Origin of the sequence: Duganella sp. FT27W (assembly GCF_009295655.1) — a bacterium.
Classification (GTDB): Bacteria; Pseudomonadota; Gammaproteobacteria; order Burkholderiales; family Burkholderiaceae_D; genus Rugamonas; species Rugamonas zoogloeoides.
In genome coordinates this window covers 572,235-588,985 of the sequence record NZ_WHIV01000005.1, presented here as the reverse complement: position 1 = coordinate 588,985, position 16,751 = coordinate 572,235, and the positions used below count along the sequence as shown (strand labels likewise).

General features: G+C 61.8%; 16 protein-coding genes. 3 read left to right on the top strand and 13 right to left on the bottom strand.

The genetic code is table 11. The annotated features are described in order from the left end of the window. Positions 1-9: 9 nt before the first annotated feature. Positions 10-1,134 carry a mechanosensitive ion channel family protein gene (locus tag F8197_RS24525; RefSeq protein ID WP_152884267.1) on the top strand — a complete coding sequence of 375 codons (1,125 nt, stop codon included), beginning with the start codon at positions 10-12 and terminating at the stop codon, positions 1,132-1,134. Between the two features lie 41 nt (positions 1,135-1,175). On the opposite strand, the gene F8197_RS24520 is transcribed toward F8197_RS24525, so the two are convergent. The 8 genes from F8197_RS24520 to rpsP all read right to left on the bottom strand — a co-directional run bounded on the left by F8197_RS24520 (position 1,176) and on the right by rpsP (position 8,450). After that, the gene (locus tag F8197_RS24520; protein ID WP_152884265.1) at positions 1,176-3,914 is read right to left on the bottom strand and encodes a pitrilysin family protein; all 2,739 of its coding nucleotides are present in this window, start codon (positions 3,912-3,914) and stop codon (positions 1,176-1,178) included. 95 nt (positions 3,915-4,009) lie between these two features. Beyond that, positions 4,010-4,345 (bottom strand): DUF3579 domain-containing protein, encoded by a 336-nt coding sequence (locus tag F8197_RS24515; RefSeq protein WP_019921713.1) that lies wholly within the window; start codon positions 4,343-4,345, stop codon positions 4,010-4,012. Between the two features lie 189 nt (positions 4,346-4,534). Continuing rightward, positions 4,535-5,500, bottom strand: coding sequence for a CobD/CbiB family protein (locus tag F8197_RS24510; protein ID WP_152884263.1), 966 nt, complete (start codon positions 5,498-5,500; stop codon positions 4,535-4,537). A gap of 93 nt (positions 5,501-5,593) precedes the next feature. Continuing rightward, the gene (locus F8197_RS24505; protein WP_152884261.1) at positions 5,594-6,262 is read right to left on the bottom strand and encodes a CoA pyrophosphatase; all 669 of its coding nucleotides are present in this window, start codon (positions 6,260-6,262) and stop codon (positions 5,594-5,596) included. Between the two features lie 81 nt (positions 6,263-6,343). Next, on the bottom strand, positions 6,344-6,733 hold the full coding sequence (gene rplS / locus F8197_RS24500) for a 50S ribosomal protein L19 (protein ID WP_019921710.1): 390 nt from the start codon (positions 6,731-6,733) through the stop codon (positions 6,344-6,346). Between the two features lie 121 nt (positions 6,734-6,854). Further along, on the bottom strand, positions 6,855-7,601 hold the full coding sequence (gene trmD / locus F8197_RS24495) for a tRNA (guanosine(37)-N1)-methyltransferase TrmD (RefSeq protein ID WP_152884259.1): 747 nt from the start codon (positions 7,599-7,601) through the stop codon (positions 6,855-6,857). A 21-nt stretch (positions 7,602-7,622) separates the two neighbouring features. Next, positions 7,623-8,192, bottom strand: a complete 570-nt coding sequence (gene rimM / locus F8197_RS24490) for a ribosome maturation factor RimM (protein ID WP_152884257.1) — start codon at positions 8,190-8,192, stop codon at positions 7,623-7,625. A gap of 12 nt (positions 8,193-8,204) precedes the next feature. Continuing rightward, positions 8,205-8,450: a 30S ribosomal protein S16 gene (rpsP, locus tag F8197_RS24485; protein WP_019921707.1), complete on the bottom strand. Its 246-nt coding sequence runs from the start codon at positions 8,448-8,450 to the stop codon at positions 8,205-8,207. A 227-nt stretch (positions 8,451-8,677) separates the two neighbouring features. Here rpsP and F8197_RS24480 point away from each other — a divergent pair, with 227 nt between their 5' ends. Further along, a complete protein-coding gene (locus F8197_RS24480) occupies positions 8,678-9,094 on the top strand; it encodes an NINE protein (protein ID WP_056137330.1) in 417 nt (138 codons plus the stop codon). Positions 9,095-9,119: 25 nt separating this feature from the next. Then, positions 9,120-9,710 (top strand): glycine zipper 2TM domain-containing protein, encoded by a 591-nt coding sequence (locus tag F8197_RS24475; RefSeq protein WP_056137333.1) that lies wholly within the window; start codon positions 9,120-9,122, stop codon positions 9,708-9,710. A gap of 114 nt (positions 9,711-9,824) precedes the next feature. On the opposite strand, the gene F8197_RS24470 is transcribed toward F8197_RS24475, so the two are convergent. The 5 genes from F8197_RS24470 to alaS all read right to left on the bottom strand — a co-directional run bounded on the left by F8197_RS24470 (position 9,825) and on the right by alaS (position 16,715). Beyond that, positions 9,825-11,615 carry an acyl-CoA dehydrogenase gene (locus F8197_RS24470; RefSeq protein ID WP_152884255.1) on the bottom strand — a complete coding sequence of 597 codons (1,791 nt, stop codon included), beginning with the start codon at positions 11,613-11,615 and terminating at the stop codon, positions 9,825-9,827. Between the two features lie 105 nt (positions 11,616-11,720). Then, the gene (locus F8197_RS24465; protein ID WP_152884253.1) at positions 11,721-12,659 is read right to left on the bottom strand and encodes an electron transfer flavoprotein subunit alpha/FixB family protein; all 939 of its coding nucleotides are present in this window, start codon (positions 12,657-12,659) and stop codon (positions 11,721-11,723) included. Positions 12,660-12,669: 10 nt separating this feature from the next. Then, positions 12,670-13,419, bottom strand: a complete 750-nt coding sequence (locus tag F8197_RS24460) for an electron transfer flavoprotein subunit beta/FixA family protein (protein ID WP_152884251.1) — start codon at positions 13,417-13,419, stop codon at positions 12,670-12,672. A 196-nt stretch (positions 13,420-13,615) separates the two neighbouring features. Next, positions 13,616-13,843, bottom strand: coding sequence for a sulfurtransferase TusA family protein (locus tag F8197_RS24455; RefSeq protein WP_026637260.1), 228 nt, complete (start codon positions 13,841-13,843; stop codon positions 13,616-13,618). Positions 13,844-14,105: 262 nt separating this feature from the next. Then, positions 14,106-16,715 (bottom strand): alanine--tRNA ligase, encoded by a 2,610-nt coding sequence (gene alaS, locus F8197_RS24450; RefSeq protein WP_152884249.1) that lies wholly within the window; start codon positions 16,713-16,715, stop codon positions 14,106-14,108. Between the last annotated feature and the right edge of the window lie 36 nt (positions 16,716-16,751).

Here is a 16,751-nt window from a genome sequence, read left to right as displayed (position 1 = left end):
TGCTCACTCATGGAACTAGAATATTTTACTGATTTACAGCAGGGTCCGTGGCGCGCCGCAGCAGTGGTCGCCATCACCGCCGTCATCTTCGTCGCCATCGCGCTGGTACTGCACCGCGCCGGCATCGAGCTGCTCAAGCGCATCGCCCGGCACCGCCCCTACACCACCAACGCCATCAAGTATGCGTTCCGCCCGAGCCAGATCGTGGCGGCGCTGTTTGCGCTGCGGCTGGTGCTCACCGGCGCGCCCGAGACCACGCCGTTCCTCGCATCGCTCTCGCGCATCGTCAGCGTGCTGCTGATCGTCTGCCTGACCTGGCTGGCCATCGCCTGCGTCAATTCGATCAAGAAGACCATCTCCGAACTCAACCCGGTCGATGTGCTCGACAATATGCGCGCGCGCCGCGTGCTCACGCAAACGTCGGTGCTCACGCGCAGCGCCAATGCCATCATCGTGCTGCTGGGGATCGGCTTCATGCTGCTCACCTTGCCCGGTGCGCGCCAGTTCGGCGCCAGCTTGCTGGCCTCGGCCGGTGTGGCCGGCCTGGTGGCCGGTATCGCCGCCAAGCCGGTGCTGGGCAACTTCATCGCCGGCTTGCAGATCGCCTTTTCGCAGCCGATCCGCATCGACGACGTGTTGATCGTCAAGGGCGAATGGGGGCGCGTGGAGCGCATCACCGGCACCTACGTCGTGGTGCGCATCTGGGACGAGCGGCGCATGATCGTGCCGCTGCAATGGTTTATCGAAAACCCGTTCGAGAACTGGACCCACACGTCGGCCAGCATCCTGGGCACGGTGTTCCTGTGGCTGGACTTCAGCGTGCCGGTGCAAAAAGTGCGCGCCGAATTCGAACGCATCACCCACGCTTCCACGCGCTGGGACAAGCGCGTGTGCGTGCTGCACGTGACCGACGCCAACGAGAAAGGCATGCAGCTGCGCCTGCTGGTGAGCGCGGTCGATTCCGGCACGGCGTTCGATTTGCGCTGCGAAATCCGCGAGGCGATGATCGCGTTCGTGGCGGCCAACTACCCCGATTCGCTGCCGCGCTTGCGCCCTGTGCTCGATTCGCCGGGGCCGCAGGACAACAGCCTGGACAAGCGGCCGGTGCACGTGGCGGATAGTCCGCCGCCCTGATGGCATGATGAATGGACCGCTGCTGCGGTCCATTTTTTTGCCTACTTCCCTGCCTTCTTCTCGTCGCCGACCACGACCACCGTCAGCTTGGCCGGATCGACCGCCTTGCGGAATGCCGCATTGACCTGTTCCAGCGTCGCCGCCTGCAATTTGGCCTCGTAGTCCTTGCTCCAGCTATAGGTCTGGTTCAGGTACAGATTGCGGGTCCAGCCGCCGGCCACCACCTTGTCCTGTGAGCGGTTTTGCACCCGCTGCTGCAGCAGTCCCGATTTGGCCTGCGCCAGTTCCTGCGCCGTGAAGCCCTGTTTGACGGCGCGAACAAGTTCCTCGCGGATTGCCGCTTCCAGCTTTTTCAGGTTCTGCGGCGCGGCGATGGCGTTGATGGTGAAGCTGCCGGCGCGGTCGATATCGCCCGCGTGCACGGACGCCCCGCCGCCGTACGACAGGCCGTCCTTCTGGCGGATGCGGTCCATCAGGCGCGACTTCAGGCTACCGCCACCGAAGATGTAATTGGCCAGGTCCAGCGCCGGATACACCGGATCGTTCACATTGAGGTCCAGGTTCAGGCGCGCGGCAAACATGCCGTTTTCCTTTTCCGGCGCGTCGATCGCGCGGTGCACGGCCGGCTTGTCGGCTGCCGTGTCCTTCAGCGGCGCATACGCCACCTTGCTGTTCCAGCCGGTGAAGCTGTCGTCGATGGTTTTGGCGATGGCCGCCTTGTCGAAGTCACCGACGATGGCCAGTTCGCCGTGACCCGCACCATAGTAATCGCGGTGGAACGCCACCACATCGTCGCGCTTGAGGGCCTTGACCGCCGCCAGCTGTTCATCGACCGTCATGGCGGCGCGGAAGTCGCCTTTCGGATGGGTGTCGAAATATTCTTCGATGGCGTTATGGGCCAGGGACTCCGGCTCGTTGCGCGACGATTCGATCCCGACCAGCCATTGCTGGCGCAGCTGCTCGAATTCGTCCTGCGGGAAGCTGGCCTCGCGCAGCACGTGGGCCACGAGGCGCAGCGCGGCATCGAGGTTCGGGCCGGTGGTCTGGAAGCCGTACACGCCGCCCGACATCTTCAATTTGGCAAAGGCATCGGCCAGCTGCTCGCGCGTGTACTTGCTGGTGCCGCGCATCAGCATCTCGTCGGCAAAGGCGGCCACCATCTGCTGGTTGAACAGGTTTTTCTCGTCACCCCAGTGCAGCTGCAAGTCCACCGATACCGCCTCGCCGCGGTTTTTCTTGGGCAGCAGCGCCACTTTCAGGCCGCCGATGGTCGTGACCTCGGTGCGGGCGTTGATATTGTCCTGGCTCGGGTCGAACACTTCCGACGTCAGCACGCTTTGTTTGGCCTTGAAGTCTTTCATCACTTCCGCCACCGGCGGCGCGGCGGTGATCTCGGCGCGCTGCGGCTGGTCGTCGGGGATAAAGGTGCCCACCACGCGGTTGTCGCGCTTGAGGTAGCGCGCAGCGGCGGCGCTGACCTGTTCAGCGGTCACCTCGGGCAGCTTGTCACGGTTCTGGAACAGCAGGCGCCAGTCGCCCAGTGCGATTTCCTCCGACAGCGCCACGCCCACCTGCTGCGGATCGTTGAGCGATTTTTCCACGCTGTTGCTGTAGCTGCGGCGCACGCGCTCCATTTCATCAATCGTGGGCGGGGTGGCGGCAAAGCTTTCCACCGCCTGCGTCAACGCGTCGCGCACGGGGTCGAGCGGCTCGCCCGCCTTGACCACGGCGCCGATGATTTCCAGGCCCGGCGCATAGCCGGTCTGGCCAAACGCGAACACTTCGGCTGCCTTGCCGGTGGCCACCAGCGCCTTGTGCAGGCGGCCGGACGGCGTGTCGCCGAGGATCTCGCTCATGATGCCCAGCGCATTGGCGTCCGGGTGCAGCGCCGACGGGATTTTGTAGCCGAGCATGACGATCTGCATATCGCCCTTGCGGCGCACGACGAAACTGCGCTCGCCGTCCTGCTGCGGCTCCACCGTCCAGAACGGCGGCAGCACGCGCTTAGGTTTCGGGATGGCGCCAAACGACCTGGTGATCCACGCCAGCGTTTGCGCCGGGTCGAATTTGCCGGCCACGAGCAGCACCGCGTTGTCGGGCTGGTAGTAGGTGCGGTAGAACGCCTGCAGGTTCTCGATGCGCACGTTCTCGATGTCGCTGCGGTTGCCGATGGTGGAGCGGCCGTAGCTGTGCCAGTCGTAGGCCACGCTGTCCATCCGCTTGAGCATGACCGAGAACGGACTGTTCTCGCCGCTCTCGTACTCGTTGCGCACCACTGTCATTTCGGAATCGAGATCCTTGCGGGCGATGAAGGAATGGACCATGCGGTCCGCTTCCATGTCGAGCGCCCATTTCAGGTTCTCGGGGCTGGCCTGGAACACTTCGTAGTAGTTGGTACGGTCGTAAGACGTGGTGCCGTTGAAGTCCATGCCACGGCTGGCGAATTGCTGCGGGATGCTGCGGTTCTTCGGTGAGCCCTTGAACATCATGTGTTCGAGCAGGTGGGCCATGCCGGTCTCGCCGTAGTTTTCATGGCGCGAGCCGACCAGGTACGTGACGTTGACGGTGACGGTGGGCTTGGACGCGTCCGGGAACAGCAGTACTTTCAGGCCGTTGGGCAGGCGGTATTCGGTGATGCCTTCGACGGCGGGGCCCTGGACCACGCCAGCTGGCAGCGCGGTGGTGGCAGGGGCGGCCCAGGCGGTGCCGGTGGCAACAAAAGAGAGGCCGCACAGCAGCATGCTGGCAGCGGCAAGGTGTTTCAGACGGCTGGCGTTCATGGTGTCTCGCGAGAATACGGAAGAACACAGCATACGCCCTGGCCTGCCCTGCCGGGGAGAGCCCTCAGGGAAATTTACTGAGGACGAACTTAAATTTATTTTTTCTCGGGGACCAGGCAGGCATCGACCACTTGCAGATCATTGTCCTTGGCGAACGAGATCACGAAGTGATACGCCATCGGTTCGAGGTCGCGCAGCTTGCCGTTGACCACCACCGACTTGACGCCATTGACCACGGTAGGCGTGACGTAAGGCGAAAACTGCAGGTGGGAATCGCGTCCGCCACCGATGCCGGGCGGCTTGAAGCAGGCCATCACGCCGCACAGACGCTCGGCCCAATCGCTGGGACGAAACGCCCGGCCATTGCTGGTTTGGCCAAGGATGAAGAACGAATCCTGCTGTTCTACCGGTTTTTGAACTGACTCTGCCATGGGCGGCTGCTCTGCGATGAGACGTGTGGGTGAGGAACATACGTATTATATCTTATAGAAGACCTGAATACGTAAGCCCTTGATTTGACGTGGAGTTTTATTTAAAACATCCACAATGGTGCAGAAAATGCGCGCCCTGCACCATCGAACACCGCTATTGTACCGCGCTATCGCCCGCTCAAGCGATCCTCAAGGCGTGGCGCCGAGCCATACCGCGCCGGACAACAGCAGCAGCAACATCATCCACAGCAGCAGCGCGCGCCATACCAGGCCCACTGTGCTTTGCAGCGACCGCACGCTGGGCTCCTCGCCCGGCAGGGTGTCGGCCTCGACGTCGGAGATGTCCACCGTGGCCGAGTCGATCAGCGTCACGCGCACCGCGTGTTCGGCCGGGGAACCGAGGCGCACGCCCATGGCGCCGCCGCCGGCCGACAGGATAATGCCGATCGCCTCGTCAGCCCAGCGGCGCGAGAAATTGCGCCAGGCGTAGATGGCGTCCTCGAAATTGCCCACCACGGCAAACGCTACGGCGGTAAGGCGCACCGGCAGCCAGTCGATCCAGTAATAGGCCCGGCCGGCGAACAGGCCGAAGGCTTCGTTGCGCATGTGTTCCGGCTCGTTCCAGGCACGCGCCACGTATTCCGATACGCGGTACAGGATGGCGCCCACCGGGCCCAGGATCAGGAACCAGAAGAACACGCCGAACACGTTGCGGTGGGTGGTGATCAGGGCCTTTTCCACGGCCACGCGCGAGATTTCGTTGGCGTCCATGCCGATGGTGTCCTGGCGCGTCCATTCGGCCAGCAGCGCGCGCGCGGCGGTTTCGTCGCCGGCATTCAGGGCCAGCTGGATCGACGTGAAATAGTGGCTGTAGTGGCGAAAGCCCAGGGTGAGATAAACGATCAGCACGTTCCAAGCGAACGACGCCAGGAACCAGTCGTAGTAGTGCAGCACCCACGAGATGGTAGCGACCGGCACCAGCAGGATCGCCATCATCAGGAACCAGCCGATACGCCCGTGCGTGGCCTGGCCGGCATTGAACCAGGTCTCCATTCGCAATGCGAGGGTCTTGATCTCCGCGTAAATAAAATTATCCGCCCGCAGCGGTTTCATTTGCTCGATCAGCAGCGCGCACAGAATGGAAAGAAATGTCATCAATAATCCTTTTGGTCGGTACTACGTGCAGCCATACCTCAATGCCCGTTACGATAACCTAGACGTGTAACAGAATCAAACATTAAGAAGGCGTCAGGCGCGCAGGAAGTGGAATAAATTCCTGAGCATGCCGGCAGTCGCGCCCCAGATGTAATAGGTGCCATACGGCATGGCGTAAAAGCTGCGCCGACCGGACGGCAGTTCGACCGACAAGCGCTGGTGGTGCAAGCCGTCCATCAGGAACGCCAGCGGCACCTCGAAAATCTCTTCCACCTCGCCGGGATCGGCCTGCAGGGTGAACGGCGGCGTCACCAGCGCCACCACCGGCGTGACGCGGTAACCGGTGCCGGTGTAATAGTCGGGCAAGCTGCCGATCACTTCCACGTGGGTGCGATCGAGGCCGATTTCCTCCTCCGCCTCGCGCAGCGCGGTCTCGACCGGGCTGGCGTCGTACGCTTCGGCGCGGCCGCCGGGAAAGCTGATCTGGCCCGGGTGGTCGGTGAGGTCGGCGTTGCGCTGGGTGAGCACCAGGCTCAAACCCTCGGGGCGCTGCACCAGTGCGATCAGGACCGACGCGGCAGTGGCGGGCGAACCGTCCGCCCGCACCGCGTAGCTGGTTTCAGCCGCTTCGGGCGCCCACTCGGGCTGCTCGGCAAAGCGCTGGCGCAACCAGTCGGCGCTCAGGCGTTCGAGCGCCAGCGCCGGTTCGCCGGCGATCGCGTCGATCGGTAATATGCGGGGGTCGAACAGCAGCTTGGCCAAGTGGGCTCCAAAATGAAGTAACCGACTAAAAAAAGAGGGGCACCAACTTGGCGCCCCTCTCTCCAAACACAATCGCTACTATTAAGCGGCGACTGCTTTTTTCGCCGCTGGGCGACGGTTTGGCAGTTTTTCCTTGATACGTGCCGATTTACCGGAACGATCACGCAGGTAGTACAGTTTAGCGCGACGTACGTCACCGCGGCGTTTCACTTCGATCGAAGCGATCAGCGGGGAGTACAGTTGGAAGGTACGCTCTACGCCTTCGCCGGACGAGATCTTACGAACGATGAAGTTCGAGTTCAGGCCACGGTTACGACGGGAGATCACGACGCCTTCGTATGCCTGGGCGCGCTTGCGGGTGCCTTCGACTACGTTTACGTTCACGACCACGGTATCGCCAGGTGCAAAATCAGGGATGGTTTTGCCCAGGCGAGCGATTTCTTCTTGCTCGAGTTGTTGAATCACGTTCATTTTATAAACTCCAAAAGCCATCATGCCGGCGCGCTGTGGGGTTGAGCCAGATGCCCGGTAGAGGATGGTGCACTACAATAAAAATAGACAGGTTTACCTGCCCGGGGACTACAACAGGTTTTTATAAACCTGCCAAAAACTTTTCATCGATCTTGCTCAGCTGCCCTGCCGCGCGGGCCTTGACCAGCAGGTCGGGCCGCTTGCGCGCGGTCGCTTCCAGCATGCGCTGGCGGCGCCACTTGCCGATCTCGGCGTGGTTGCCGCCCATTAAAACCGGCGGCACCGCCACGCCTTCGTACGACTCGGGGCGCGTGTAATGCGGCGAATCGAGCAAACCGTTCACGAAACTGTCCTCAACTGCCGAGGCATCCGTGTTCAACACGCCGGGAATCAGGCGGATCACGGCATCCATCAAGGCCATCGCGGGCAACTCGCCGCCGGACAGCACGAAATCGCCAAGGCTGATTTCTTCGTCGATGCAGCGGTCCAACAGGCGCTGATCGACAGCTTCGTAGCGGCCGCACAGAATCACCAGGCCGGGTTCCTGCTTGAGCTGTACCACGCGCTCGTGCGTCAACTGCTTGCCCTGGGGCGACATGAACACCACGCGCGGCGCCGGCAAACCGGCTGTAACTTGCCGCGCTTTCGCTGCGTTGATCGCCGCTTCCAGGGGTTTGGCCAGCATCACCATGCCGGGGCCGCCACCGTACGGGCGGTCATCGACGGTGCGGTGATTGTCGGTGGTGAAATCACGCGGATTCCACAACGACAAGCCACATTTATTCTGTTCGAACGCGCGCCGGGTGACACCCGACTGCGTCAGTGCGGCGAACATTTCGGGGAACAGGGTCACGACATCGAATTGCATGGCGGGCCGCCCTTATGTTCACTAGTAATCAAGGCCCCAATCGACAGTGATTTTTTTCGCCTCTTTGTCCACCTTGATGATGAACGCTTCGACAAATGGAATCAGGCGCTCTTGCGCCGCGTCGTCGGGTGCTGCCTCTGCCGATGTTGCCGACATTGCCGGCTTGATGCGCAAGATCGACTGTGGACCGTTGCTCATCATGTCAGTCACCGTACCGAGGGACTCACCTTGCAGATTTTCTACTTCCAGACCGATCAACTCGGCCCAGTAAAACTCGTCTTCCGACAATACCGGGAAGCGGCTGCGCGGAATGGAAACAGCGGCGCCCTTGAGCGCTTCTGCGACATTCCGGTCAGTGACGCCGACCAGCTGTGCGACCACGTCGCCGCCATGCAGTTTGCACTGCTTGACATCGACATCGTGCAAGGTGGGCTTGTCGATCCACCAGGTTTTCACCGAGAGCAGCGCATCCGCATCTTCCGAGAAAGGACGGATCCTCACCCAGCCAGCGACGCCGTAGGCACCGAAGACAAAGCCTACCTGTGCCAGATCGTCGGGGACTTGCACCCCGGATGCTTGCTTATCGGTCAAACCAGCAACCTATTACGCTGCTTTGTTCGAAGCTACCAGGCGAGCCACGGTTGGCGACAGTTGCGCGCCGACCGATTGCCAGTGAGCCAGACGGTCAGCGGTGATGCGCAGTGGCACTTCGCCGCCTTGCGCCATCGGGTTGTAGAAACCGATGCGTTCGATGAAACGGCCATCGCGACGATTGCGCGAATCGGTTGCAACGATGTTGAAGAACGGACGCTTCTTGGCGCCTCCACGAGCTAAACGAATAACGACCATAATATTTCCAAAAAGTGTGCTAGGACGGAAAAAGCCGCAAATTATAGCGCGCCTGACCGCAAAGCAGCAAGCGTTAATGAAATAATCGGGCAGATTGGGGTAATCGAAGATTATCCCCCGTTCCGGCCAACGGGGCAATACCTGGATTCGGTTCTTGCCAAAAAAGTAGGCCGGGGGCGACATTATGACCGATACTGGCCGCCTCCGGACTTTTTTGCCGCATTCCAATGACCGCACGCCACAAAAGCAAGACCACCGCCACCCTGCTCGCCTTCCTGTTCGGCGGCCTCGGCCTGCAACGGCTGTACCTGCGCGGCTGGCGCGATCCGTGGCTCTGGTTGCACCTGGCGGCCCTGCCCGCCGCCTGGCTGGTGGCCACGCTGGCGCCGCAAGCGGACGGCTTCTACAAGCTGTTACCGATTATGCTGTCGGGACTGGCAGGCTTCCTGGAAGCGCTGGTGCTGGGCCTGATGCCGGACGACAAGTGGGATGCGCGCTTCAATCCGCATTCCGGCAAGCTGTCGAACACGCGCTGGCCCATCGCCATCGTCCTGGTTGCCACCATGACCATCGGCGCCGCGAGCTTGATTGCCACAATCTCACGCTTTTTCGATCTGCTCTACACAGGCGGCGCCTACGGCTAACTTTACAATTAACGAGGAGAACAATATGAACAAGCACTCCATCCTGCTGGCAGTGGCGCTCGCTACTCTGACATCGACGTCATATGCCCAGATGAGCAAATCGGAATACAACGCCGAGACCAAGCGCATCGCCACCCGCTACGCGGCAGACAAGAAACTGTGCGCGGAAGAAGGCAGCTCGAGCGCCCGCATGCAATGCCTGCGCGACGCCCAGAGCGAATACACGCAGCACAATGCCGACGCCAAGGCGCGCTACAACACCAAGGCGCCCAAAGCGACGGCTTGCCACGACTGCGGCCGCGTCACTTCGGTCGTTGTCGGTGAAAAAGCCGGAGAAGGCGGCGCCGTGGGCCTGATCGCTGGCGGCGTGGCGGGCGCCCTGCTGGGCAACCAGGTAGGCAGCGGCGGCGGCAAGAAACTCGCCACCCTCGCCGGCGCCGCCGGTGGCGCCTATGCGGGCAAGCAAGTGGAAGGCCACGCACGGACCACCAAGCAGTGGACCGTCCACGTGCGCTACGACGACGGCAAGCAGGACAGCTTTGTGTACGACAACGACCCGCAGATGGTCAATGGCGACCGGGTGCAGAAGCAGAACGGCACCTTGGTACGCCGCTAAGAGCATCCGATAAAACCTCCATCGCGGCGCTGCAGCGCCTCGCTCCGAAGGTTTTCTCGGGTACTCTACATCGCAAAAAAGCAGCCGAGGCTGCTTTTTTGCGTCTAAGGCCGCTTAGAACTGCGCCTCATCGAGCGCCAGCACGCCGGCGCTGCCATCGACAATCGCCGTGCGCAGAGTTGAGGACTGCGACAGGATGTGGTCGGCAAAGAAGCGTGCCGTGCCGATCTTGGCCCGGTAGAAGCCGGCATCACCCTCGGCCGCTTCGAGCTTGCCTTGCGCAATTGCCGCTGCGCGCGCCATTTGCCAGCCCCCCAAGACCACGCCGGCCAGTTTCAGGTACAGCACGCTGCCGGCAAACACGGCTTTGACGTCGCTCTTGACGTTGGCCACCACGAAGTCCACCACTGCCGCCAGGTCGTCGGCGCCAGCCGCCAGTTGTCTGGCAATCGCTTGCAGGTGGGCGTCGCCCGATGCGGCCAGTTGCGCCTGGGTGGCGCGCACTTGCTCGACCAGGCCCCTGGCCACGGCGCCACCATCGCGCACGGTCTTGCGGCCCACCAGGTCGTTGGCCTGGATCGCGGTCGTGCCTTCGTAAATCGTGAGGATCTTGGCGTCACGGTAGTGCTGGGCCGCGCCCGTCTCTTCGATGAAGCCCATGCCGCCGTGCACCTGCACGCCATCGCGCGCCACGTCCTGCGACATTTCGGTGGACCAGCCCTTGATGATCGGCACCAAGTATTCGTACACGGCCAGGTTCTGCTTGCGCACCGCCTCGTCGGCGTGGCTGTGGGCGATGTCGGACAAGCCCGCCCCCACGTAAGCCAGCGCCCGCGCTGCTTCTGTTTGCGAGCGCATATTCATCAGCATGCGGCGCACGTCAGGGTGGTGGATGATGGCGACCGGACCGGCGGAGCCAGCCACATCGCGCGACTGCACGCGGTCGCGCGCAAACGCCACCGCTTTTTGATACGCGCGCTCGGCCAGCCCAATGCCTTGCAAACCGACGCCGAAGCGCGCCGCGTTCATCATGATGAACATGTATTCGAGACCGCGATTTTCTTGGCCAACCAGGGTGCCGATAGCGCCGCCATGGTCGCCGAATTGCAGCACGGCGGTCGGGCTGGCCTTGATGCCGAGCTTGTGTTCAAGCGAGACGCAGTGGGCGTCGTTGCGCGCGCCCAGCGTGCCGTCGGCATTGACCAGAAACTTCGGCACGATAAACAGCGAAATACCTTTGACACCGGCCGGCGCATCGGGCGTGCGCGCCAGCACCAGGTGCACGATGTTGTCGGAGAAATCGTGCTCGCCGTAGGTGATGAAAATCTTGGTGCCGAACACTTTATAAGTGCCGTCGCCCTGCGGCTCGGCGCGGGTGCGCACGGCGGCCAGGTCGGAGCCTGCTTGCGGCTCGGTCAGGTTCATGGTGCCGGTCCATTCGCCCGACACCAGCTTTTCCAGGTAAATCGCTTTTTGTTCGTCGCTGCCGGCGGTCAGCAGCGCTTCGATGGCGCCGTCCGACAGCAGCGGGCACAGCGCGAACGAGATGCTGCCCGAGTTCAGCATCTCGATGCACGGCGTGGCCAGCAACTTGGGCAAGCCCTGGCCGCCAAACTCGACCGGATGCTGCACGCCCTGCCAGCCCGCCTCGCCAAAGGCCTTGAACGCGGCTTTAAAACCTTTCGAGGTCGTGACCTGGCCGTCGTGCCAGTAGCTTGGCTCCTTGTCGCTGGCGTGGTTCAGTGGCGCGATCACGCCGCTGACGAACTTGCCGTTTTCTTCGAGGATGGCTTCGGCCGTGTCGAGGGTGGCGTCTTCATTGCCGGGCAGCGCGGTGACGGTGGCCAGGTCGGCCAGTTCGTTGATGACGAACAGCATGTCTTTGAGGGGGGCTTGGTAGGGCATGATGTCTCCGGATTCTGATGTCGTGTAGGAAAATTCGGGTAAAAAAAAGCCACGATGGTCAGGCGTCCAGCGCGCGACCAGCGTGGCTCCTTGCAGCAGGGAGGATTAGCCCAGCTCGGCCACCAGCTGCGGCACCACTTCGAACAGGTCGCCCACGATGCCGTAATCGGCCACCGAGAAGATCGGCGCTTCCGGGTCCTTGTTGATGGCCACGATGACTTTCGAGTCTTTCATGCCGGCCAGGTGCTGGATCGCGCCCGAGATACCGACGGCGATGTACAGGTTAGGCGCGACGATCTTGCCGGTCTGGCCCACTTGCCAGTCGTTCGGTACGTAGCCGGCATCGACCGCTGCACGCGAAGCGCCCATGGCGGCGTTCAGCTTGTCGGCCAGCGGTTCCAGCACCTTGAAGGCTTCGCCCGAACCCATGCCACGGCCACCGGACACGATCACCTTGGCAGCGGTCAGTTCCGGACGGTCGGACTTGGCCAGCTCGCGACCCACAAAGCTCGACTTGCCCGAATCGGCCACGGCGGTCACGGTTTCGGTAGCAGCCGAACCACCGGTGGCAGCGGCGGCATCGAAGCCGGTAGCGCGCACGGTGATGACCTTGATCTTGTCGGACGATTGCACGTAGGCAATTGCATTACCGGCGTAGATAGGACGCTCGAAGGTATCGGGCGAATCGACCTTGGTGATTTCAGAAATCTGCGCCACGTCCAGCTTGGCAGCCACGCGAGGCAGGATGTTCTTGCCGTAGGCGGTGGCCGGGGCCAGGATGTGGCTGTAGGCATCGCCCTGCGCCAGGGTCAGGATTTGCTCGGCGACGTTCTCGGCCAGGCCGTCGGCAAAGTGCGGCGCGTCGGCCACGATGACTTTCGACACACCGGCGATTTGCGCGGCAGCCGCAGCGGCGGCGCCGGCGTTGGAACCGGCCACCAGCACGTGCACGTCGCCGCCGCACTGGGCAGCTGCGGTCACGGTGTGGAGGGTGCTGCCTTTCAGGCTGGCGTTGTCGTGTTCTGCGATAACTAATGCGACCATGATGATTCCTTTAGATGACTTTGGCTTCGGTGCGCAGCTTGGCGACCAGGGTGGCGGCGTCCGGCACGATGATGCCGGCCGAGCGCTTGGCAGGCTCGACAACCTTCAGCGTTTTCAGGCGCGGGGTCACATCGACGCCCAGGTCTTCCGGCTTGGTCACGTCCAGCGGCTTTTTCTTGGCCTTCATGATGTTCGGCAGCGTCACGTAGCGCGGCTCGTTCAGGCGCAGGTCGGTGGTGATGATGGCCGGCAGGGTCAATGCCAGGGTTTCCAGGCCGCCGTCCACTTCGCGGGTAACGGTGACTTTACCGTCTTCCAGTTCCACCTTCGACGCGAACGTCGCTTGCGGCCAACCGAGCAAGGCCGCCAGCATCTGGCCGGTCTGGTTGGAGTCATCGTCGATGGCCTGTTTGCCCAGGATGATCAGTTGCGGCTGTTCCTTGTCGGCCAGCGCCTTGATCAGCTTGGCCACTGCCAGCGGCTCCAGTTCCACGTCGGTCTGCACCAGGATGCCGCGATCGGCGCCGATGGCCATGCCGGTGCGCAGGGTTTCCTGGCACTTGTCCACGCCGCACGAGATCGCCACCACTTCGGTGACCTTGCCCGATTCCTTGAGGCGCGTGGCTTCTTCCAGCGCGATCTCGTCGAACGGGTTCATCGACATTTTGACATTGGCGATATCGACGCCGGTGCCGTCCGATTTGACGCGGACCTTGACGTTGTAGTCGACCACGCGTTTGACGGGTACCAAGACTTTCATAGCTGTGCCTTTGGGAAAATAGTGAATAACGGACTAAATTAGTGGGCTAGATTATATGAGAAATCCGCCGGACACAATAAATTAAAGCACGATCGTGCGATTTTTAGTTAGTGGAAGTCGTCTAAAAAGCTTCTTAGACGATCATTCCATTTGCAATGCTGAGTGAGAGCTTGGTGAGAAAGAAGGCGCCGAAAGCTTATTTGCGGCGCATCAAAAAGACGAATTCGCGGCCCGTTTGCACGTGCGAGAGCAGTGCGTTGCCGGTTTGTTTGGCGAAAGCCTGGAAGTCGCGAACGGAGCCAGGGTCGGTTGCCATGATGCGCAGCACTTCGCCGCTTTGCAGTTCCGCCAGGGCTTTTTTCGCCTTGAGGATCGGCAGCGGGCAATGCAGTTCGCGCGCATCGAGTTCCATGTGGAATTCCATGATTTCGTTGTCTAGTATCGTGTCGGTCATCTTGAACCCGCTAGTTAGCTAGGAAGTAGTGCAGCATTTTCGCAATACTACTCCTTTTCAGTGCTCTTGACGCGCTGCACCAAAATAGTTCGTACCCCGTTGCAATTCTGCAACGGGAACTTGCAAGTATACAATCAAGTCGTTCAAACAATAACGGCCCGCGCTTGACACGCGGGCCGTCGATACCCCTGATTTTACAGGGTTACTTGCAATGCAGGACTATATTTTGCCCTCAGGCTTTGGCGCCCACCCAGGCCACCACGCCTGCCAGGGCAGCTGGCAAACCACTTGGATCGGTACCGCCGGCCTGCGCCATATCGGGGCGTCCACCGCCTTTTCCGCCCACTTGTTGTGCAACGAAGTTCACCAGTTCGCCGGCCTTGACCTTGGACGTGGCGTCCGCCGTCACGCCTGCAATCAGGCTCACCTTGCCGTCGTTGACGGCGGCCAGCACGATGGCGGCGGTTTTCAGCTTGTCCTTGAGCTTGTCCATGGTCTCGCGCAGGGTCGCCACATCGGCGCCTTCCAGCACAGCTGCCAACACCTTGATGCCGTTCACATCGACCGCCTTGGTGGCCAGTTCGTCGCCCTGGCCCGAAGCCAGTTTGGATTTGAGTGCCGCCAGTTCTTTTTCCAGCGATTTCACTTGATCCTGCACGGCGCCGATCTTGACCAGCAGCTCGTCCGGGTTCGACTTGAACGCCGCTGCAGCATCGCCGAGCTTGCGTGCCAGGCCTTGCACCAGCGCCAGCGCGCCCTCGCCGGTCACCGCTTCCACGCGGCGGATGCCGGCAGCAACGCCGCCTTCGCCGATGATCTTGAACAGGCCGATGTCGCCGGTACGCTGCACGTGCACACCGCCGCACAGCTCTTTCGAGGTGCCGATGTCGAGCACGCGCACTTCGTCGCCGTACTTCTCGCCGAACAGCGCCATGGCGCCATGCTTGACGGCGTCGTCGAACGACATGTGCTGCGCTTTGGTGGCGTGGTTTTCCAGGATCTCTTTATTGACCTTGGCTTCCACTTCGGCGATTTGCTCGGCCGTCAGCGGTGCGTTGTGGCTGAAGTCGAAACGGGTTTTGTCCGGATCGACCAGCGAGCCTTTTTGCGCCACGTGGCCGCCCAGCACTTCGCGCAGGGCTTTGTGCATCAGGTGGGTGGCCGAGTGGTTGCGGATGGTGCGACCGCGCTTGTGCAAGTCCACTTCCGCCGAGACGGCGTCGCCCACTTTCAGGGTGCCCTGGGTGAGCACACCGTGCTGACCAAAGACGTCGGCCTGGATTTTCAGCGTATCTTCCACCTCGAACAGGCTGCCAGCGGCCTTGATCGCGCCCTGGTCGCCCACCTGGCCGCCGGACTCGGCGTAGAACGGGGTGGTGTCGAGCACCACGATACCCGCTTCGCCTTGCTTGAGTTCCTGCACCGACGCGCCATTGGCGTACAGCGCGATGACTTTGGCGTTGACGCTCAGGTCGTCATAACCGACGAATTTGGTTTTTTCGCCCGAGTATTCGACGTTGGCAGCCATCTTGAACTTGCCGGCGGCGCGCGCGGTTTTCTTTTGCTGCTCCATGGCGGCGTTGAAACCTGCCTCGTCGAGCGTGATGTTGCGCTCGCGGCAGATGTCGGCGGTCAGGTCCAGCGGGAAACCGTACGTGTCGTACAGGGTGAACGCGGTACCGCCGTCGAGCTTGGTCGGATCCTTGGCCAGCTGCGCTTCGAGGATCTTCATGCCGTTTTCCAGCGTTTCGCCGAAACGTTCTTCCTCGGCTTTCAGGGTGGCAGCCACGCGGTCCTTGGCTTCGGCCAGTTCCGGGTAGGCCACGCCCATCTCGATGTTCAGGTCTTCCACCAGCTTGTAGAAGAACGGCTTGGTCTGGCCCAGCTTGTGGCCGTGACGCAGCGCGCGGCGGATGATGCGGCGCAGCACGTAACCGTGGCCTTCAGGGCCCGGGATAATGCCGTCAACGATCAGGAACGACGCGGCGCGGATGTGGTCGGCGATCACGCGCAGCGACTTCGATTCCAGGTCGGTGGCGCCGGTTTCGCGCGCGGCGGCCTTGATCAGGTTCTGGAACAGATCGATTTCGTAATTGCTGTGCACGTGTTGCAGCACGGCGGCCAGGCGCTCCATGCCCATGCCGGTATCGACGCACGGCTTGGGCAGCTTGTTCATATTGCCCGCTTCGTCGCGGTTGAACTGCATGAACACCAGGTTCCAGATTTCGATGAAGCGGTCGCCGTCTTCTTCCGCCGAGCCCGGCGGGCCGCCCCAGATGTCGGCGCCGTGGTCGTAAAAGATCTCGGTGCACGGGCCGCAGGGACCGACATCGGCCATCTGCCAGAAGTTGTCGGACGCGTAGCGCGAACCCTTGTTGTCGCCGATGCGGATGATGCGCTCTTTCGGCACACCGATCTCGTTGGCCCAGATGTCGTACGCCTCGTCATCCTCGAAATACACGGTGACGGTGAGCTTTTCAGCTGGCAGGCCATAGACCTTGGTCAGCAGCTCCCAGGCGTACTGGATGGCATCGCGCTTGAAATAGTCGCCAAAGCTGAAGTTGCCCAGCATTTCGAAAAACGTGTGGTGACGCGCGGTGTAGCCGACGTTTTCCAGGTCGTTGTGCTTGCCGCCGGCGCGCACGCAGCGCTGCACGGTGGTTGCGCGCGAATACGGGCGCGTATCGAGGCCAAGGAAAACGTCCTTGAATTGCACCATGCCGCTGTTGGTCAGCAGCATGGTCGGATCATTGCCAGGTACCAGCGGGCTGGAACGGACAATCGTGTGACCCTTGGATTCAAAAAACTTGAGGAACTTCTCGCGGATTTCAGATGATTTCATGTCGTATGCAGGGAGGGTAGCTGGCAAATGCAAAGG

Bases quoted from the DNA above. Each gene is read 5' to 3' on its own strand.
- F8197_RS24480 (WP_056137330.1), top strand. From the start codon at position 8,678: ATGACCGCACGCCACAAAAGCAAGACCACCGCCACCCTGCTCGCCTTC.
- F8197_RS24465 (WP_152884253.1), bottom strand. From the start codon at position 12,659: ATGGTCGCATTAGTTATCGCAGAACACGACAACGCCAGCCTGAAAGGC.
- F8197_RS24525 (WP_152884267.1), top strand. From the start codon at position 10: ATGGAACTAGAATATTTTACTGATTTACAGCAGGGTCCGTGGCGCGCC.
- F8197_RS24515 (WP_019921713.1), bottom strand. From the start codon at position 4,345: ATGGCAGAGTCAGTTCAAAAACCGGTAGAACAGCAGGATTCGTTCTTC.
- F8197_RS24510 (WP_152884263.1), bottom strand. From the start codon at position 5,500: ATGACATTTCTTTCCATTCTGTGCGCGCTGCTGATCGAGCAAATGAAA.
- F8197_RS24470 (WP_152884255.1), bottom strand. From the start codon at position 11,615: ATGCCCTACCAAGCCCCCCTCAAAGACATGCTGTTCGTCATCAACGAA.
- F8197_RS24460 (WP_152884251.1), bottom strand. From the start codon at position 13,419: ATGAAAGTCTTGGTACCCGTCAAACGCGTGGTCGACTACAACGTCAAG.
- rpsP (WP_019921707.1), bottom strand. From the start codon at position 8,450: ATGGTCGTTATTCGTTTAGCTCGTGGAGGCGCCAAGAAGCGTCCGTTC.
- rplS (WP_019921710.1), bottom strand. From the start codon at position 6,733: ATGAACGTGATTCAACAACTCGAGCAAGAAGAAATCGCTCGCCTGGGC.
- alaS (WP_152884249.1), bottom strand. From the start codon at position 16,715: ATGAAATCATCTGAAATCCGCGAGAAGTTCCTCAAGTTTTTTGAATCC.
- F8197_RS24455 (WP_026637260.1), bottom strand. From the start codon at position 13,843: ATGGAATTCCACATGGAACTCGATGCGCGCGAACTGCATTGCCCGCTG.
- trmD (WP_152884259.1), bottom strand. From the start codon at position 7,601: ATGCAATTCGATGTCGTGACCCTGTTCCCCGAAATGTTCGCCGCACTG.
- F8197_RS24475 (WP_056137333.1), top strand. From the start codon at position 9,120: ATGAACAAGCACTCCATCCTGCTGGCAGTGGCGCTCGCTACTCTGACA.
- F8197_RS24520 (WP_152884265.1), bottom strand. From the start codon at position 3,914: ATGAACGCCAGCCGTCTGAAACACCTTGCCGCTGCCAGCATGCTGCTG.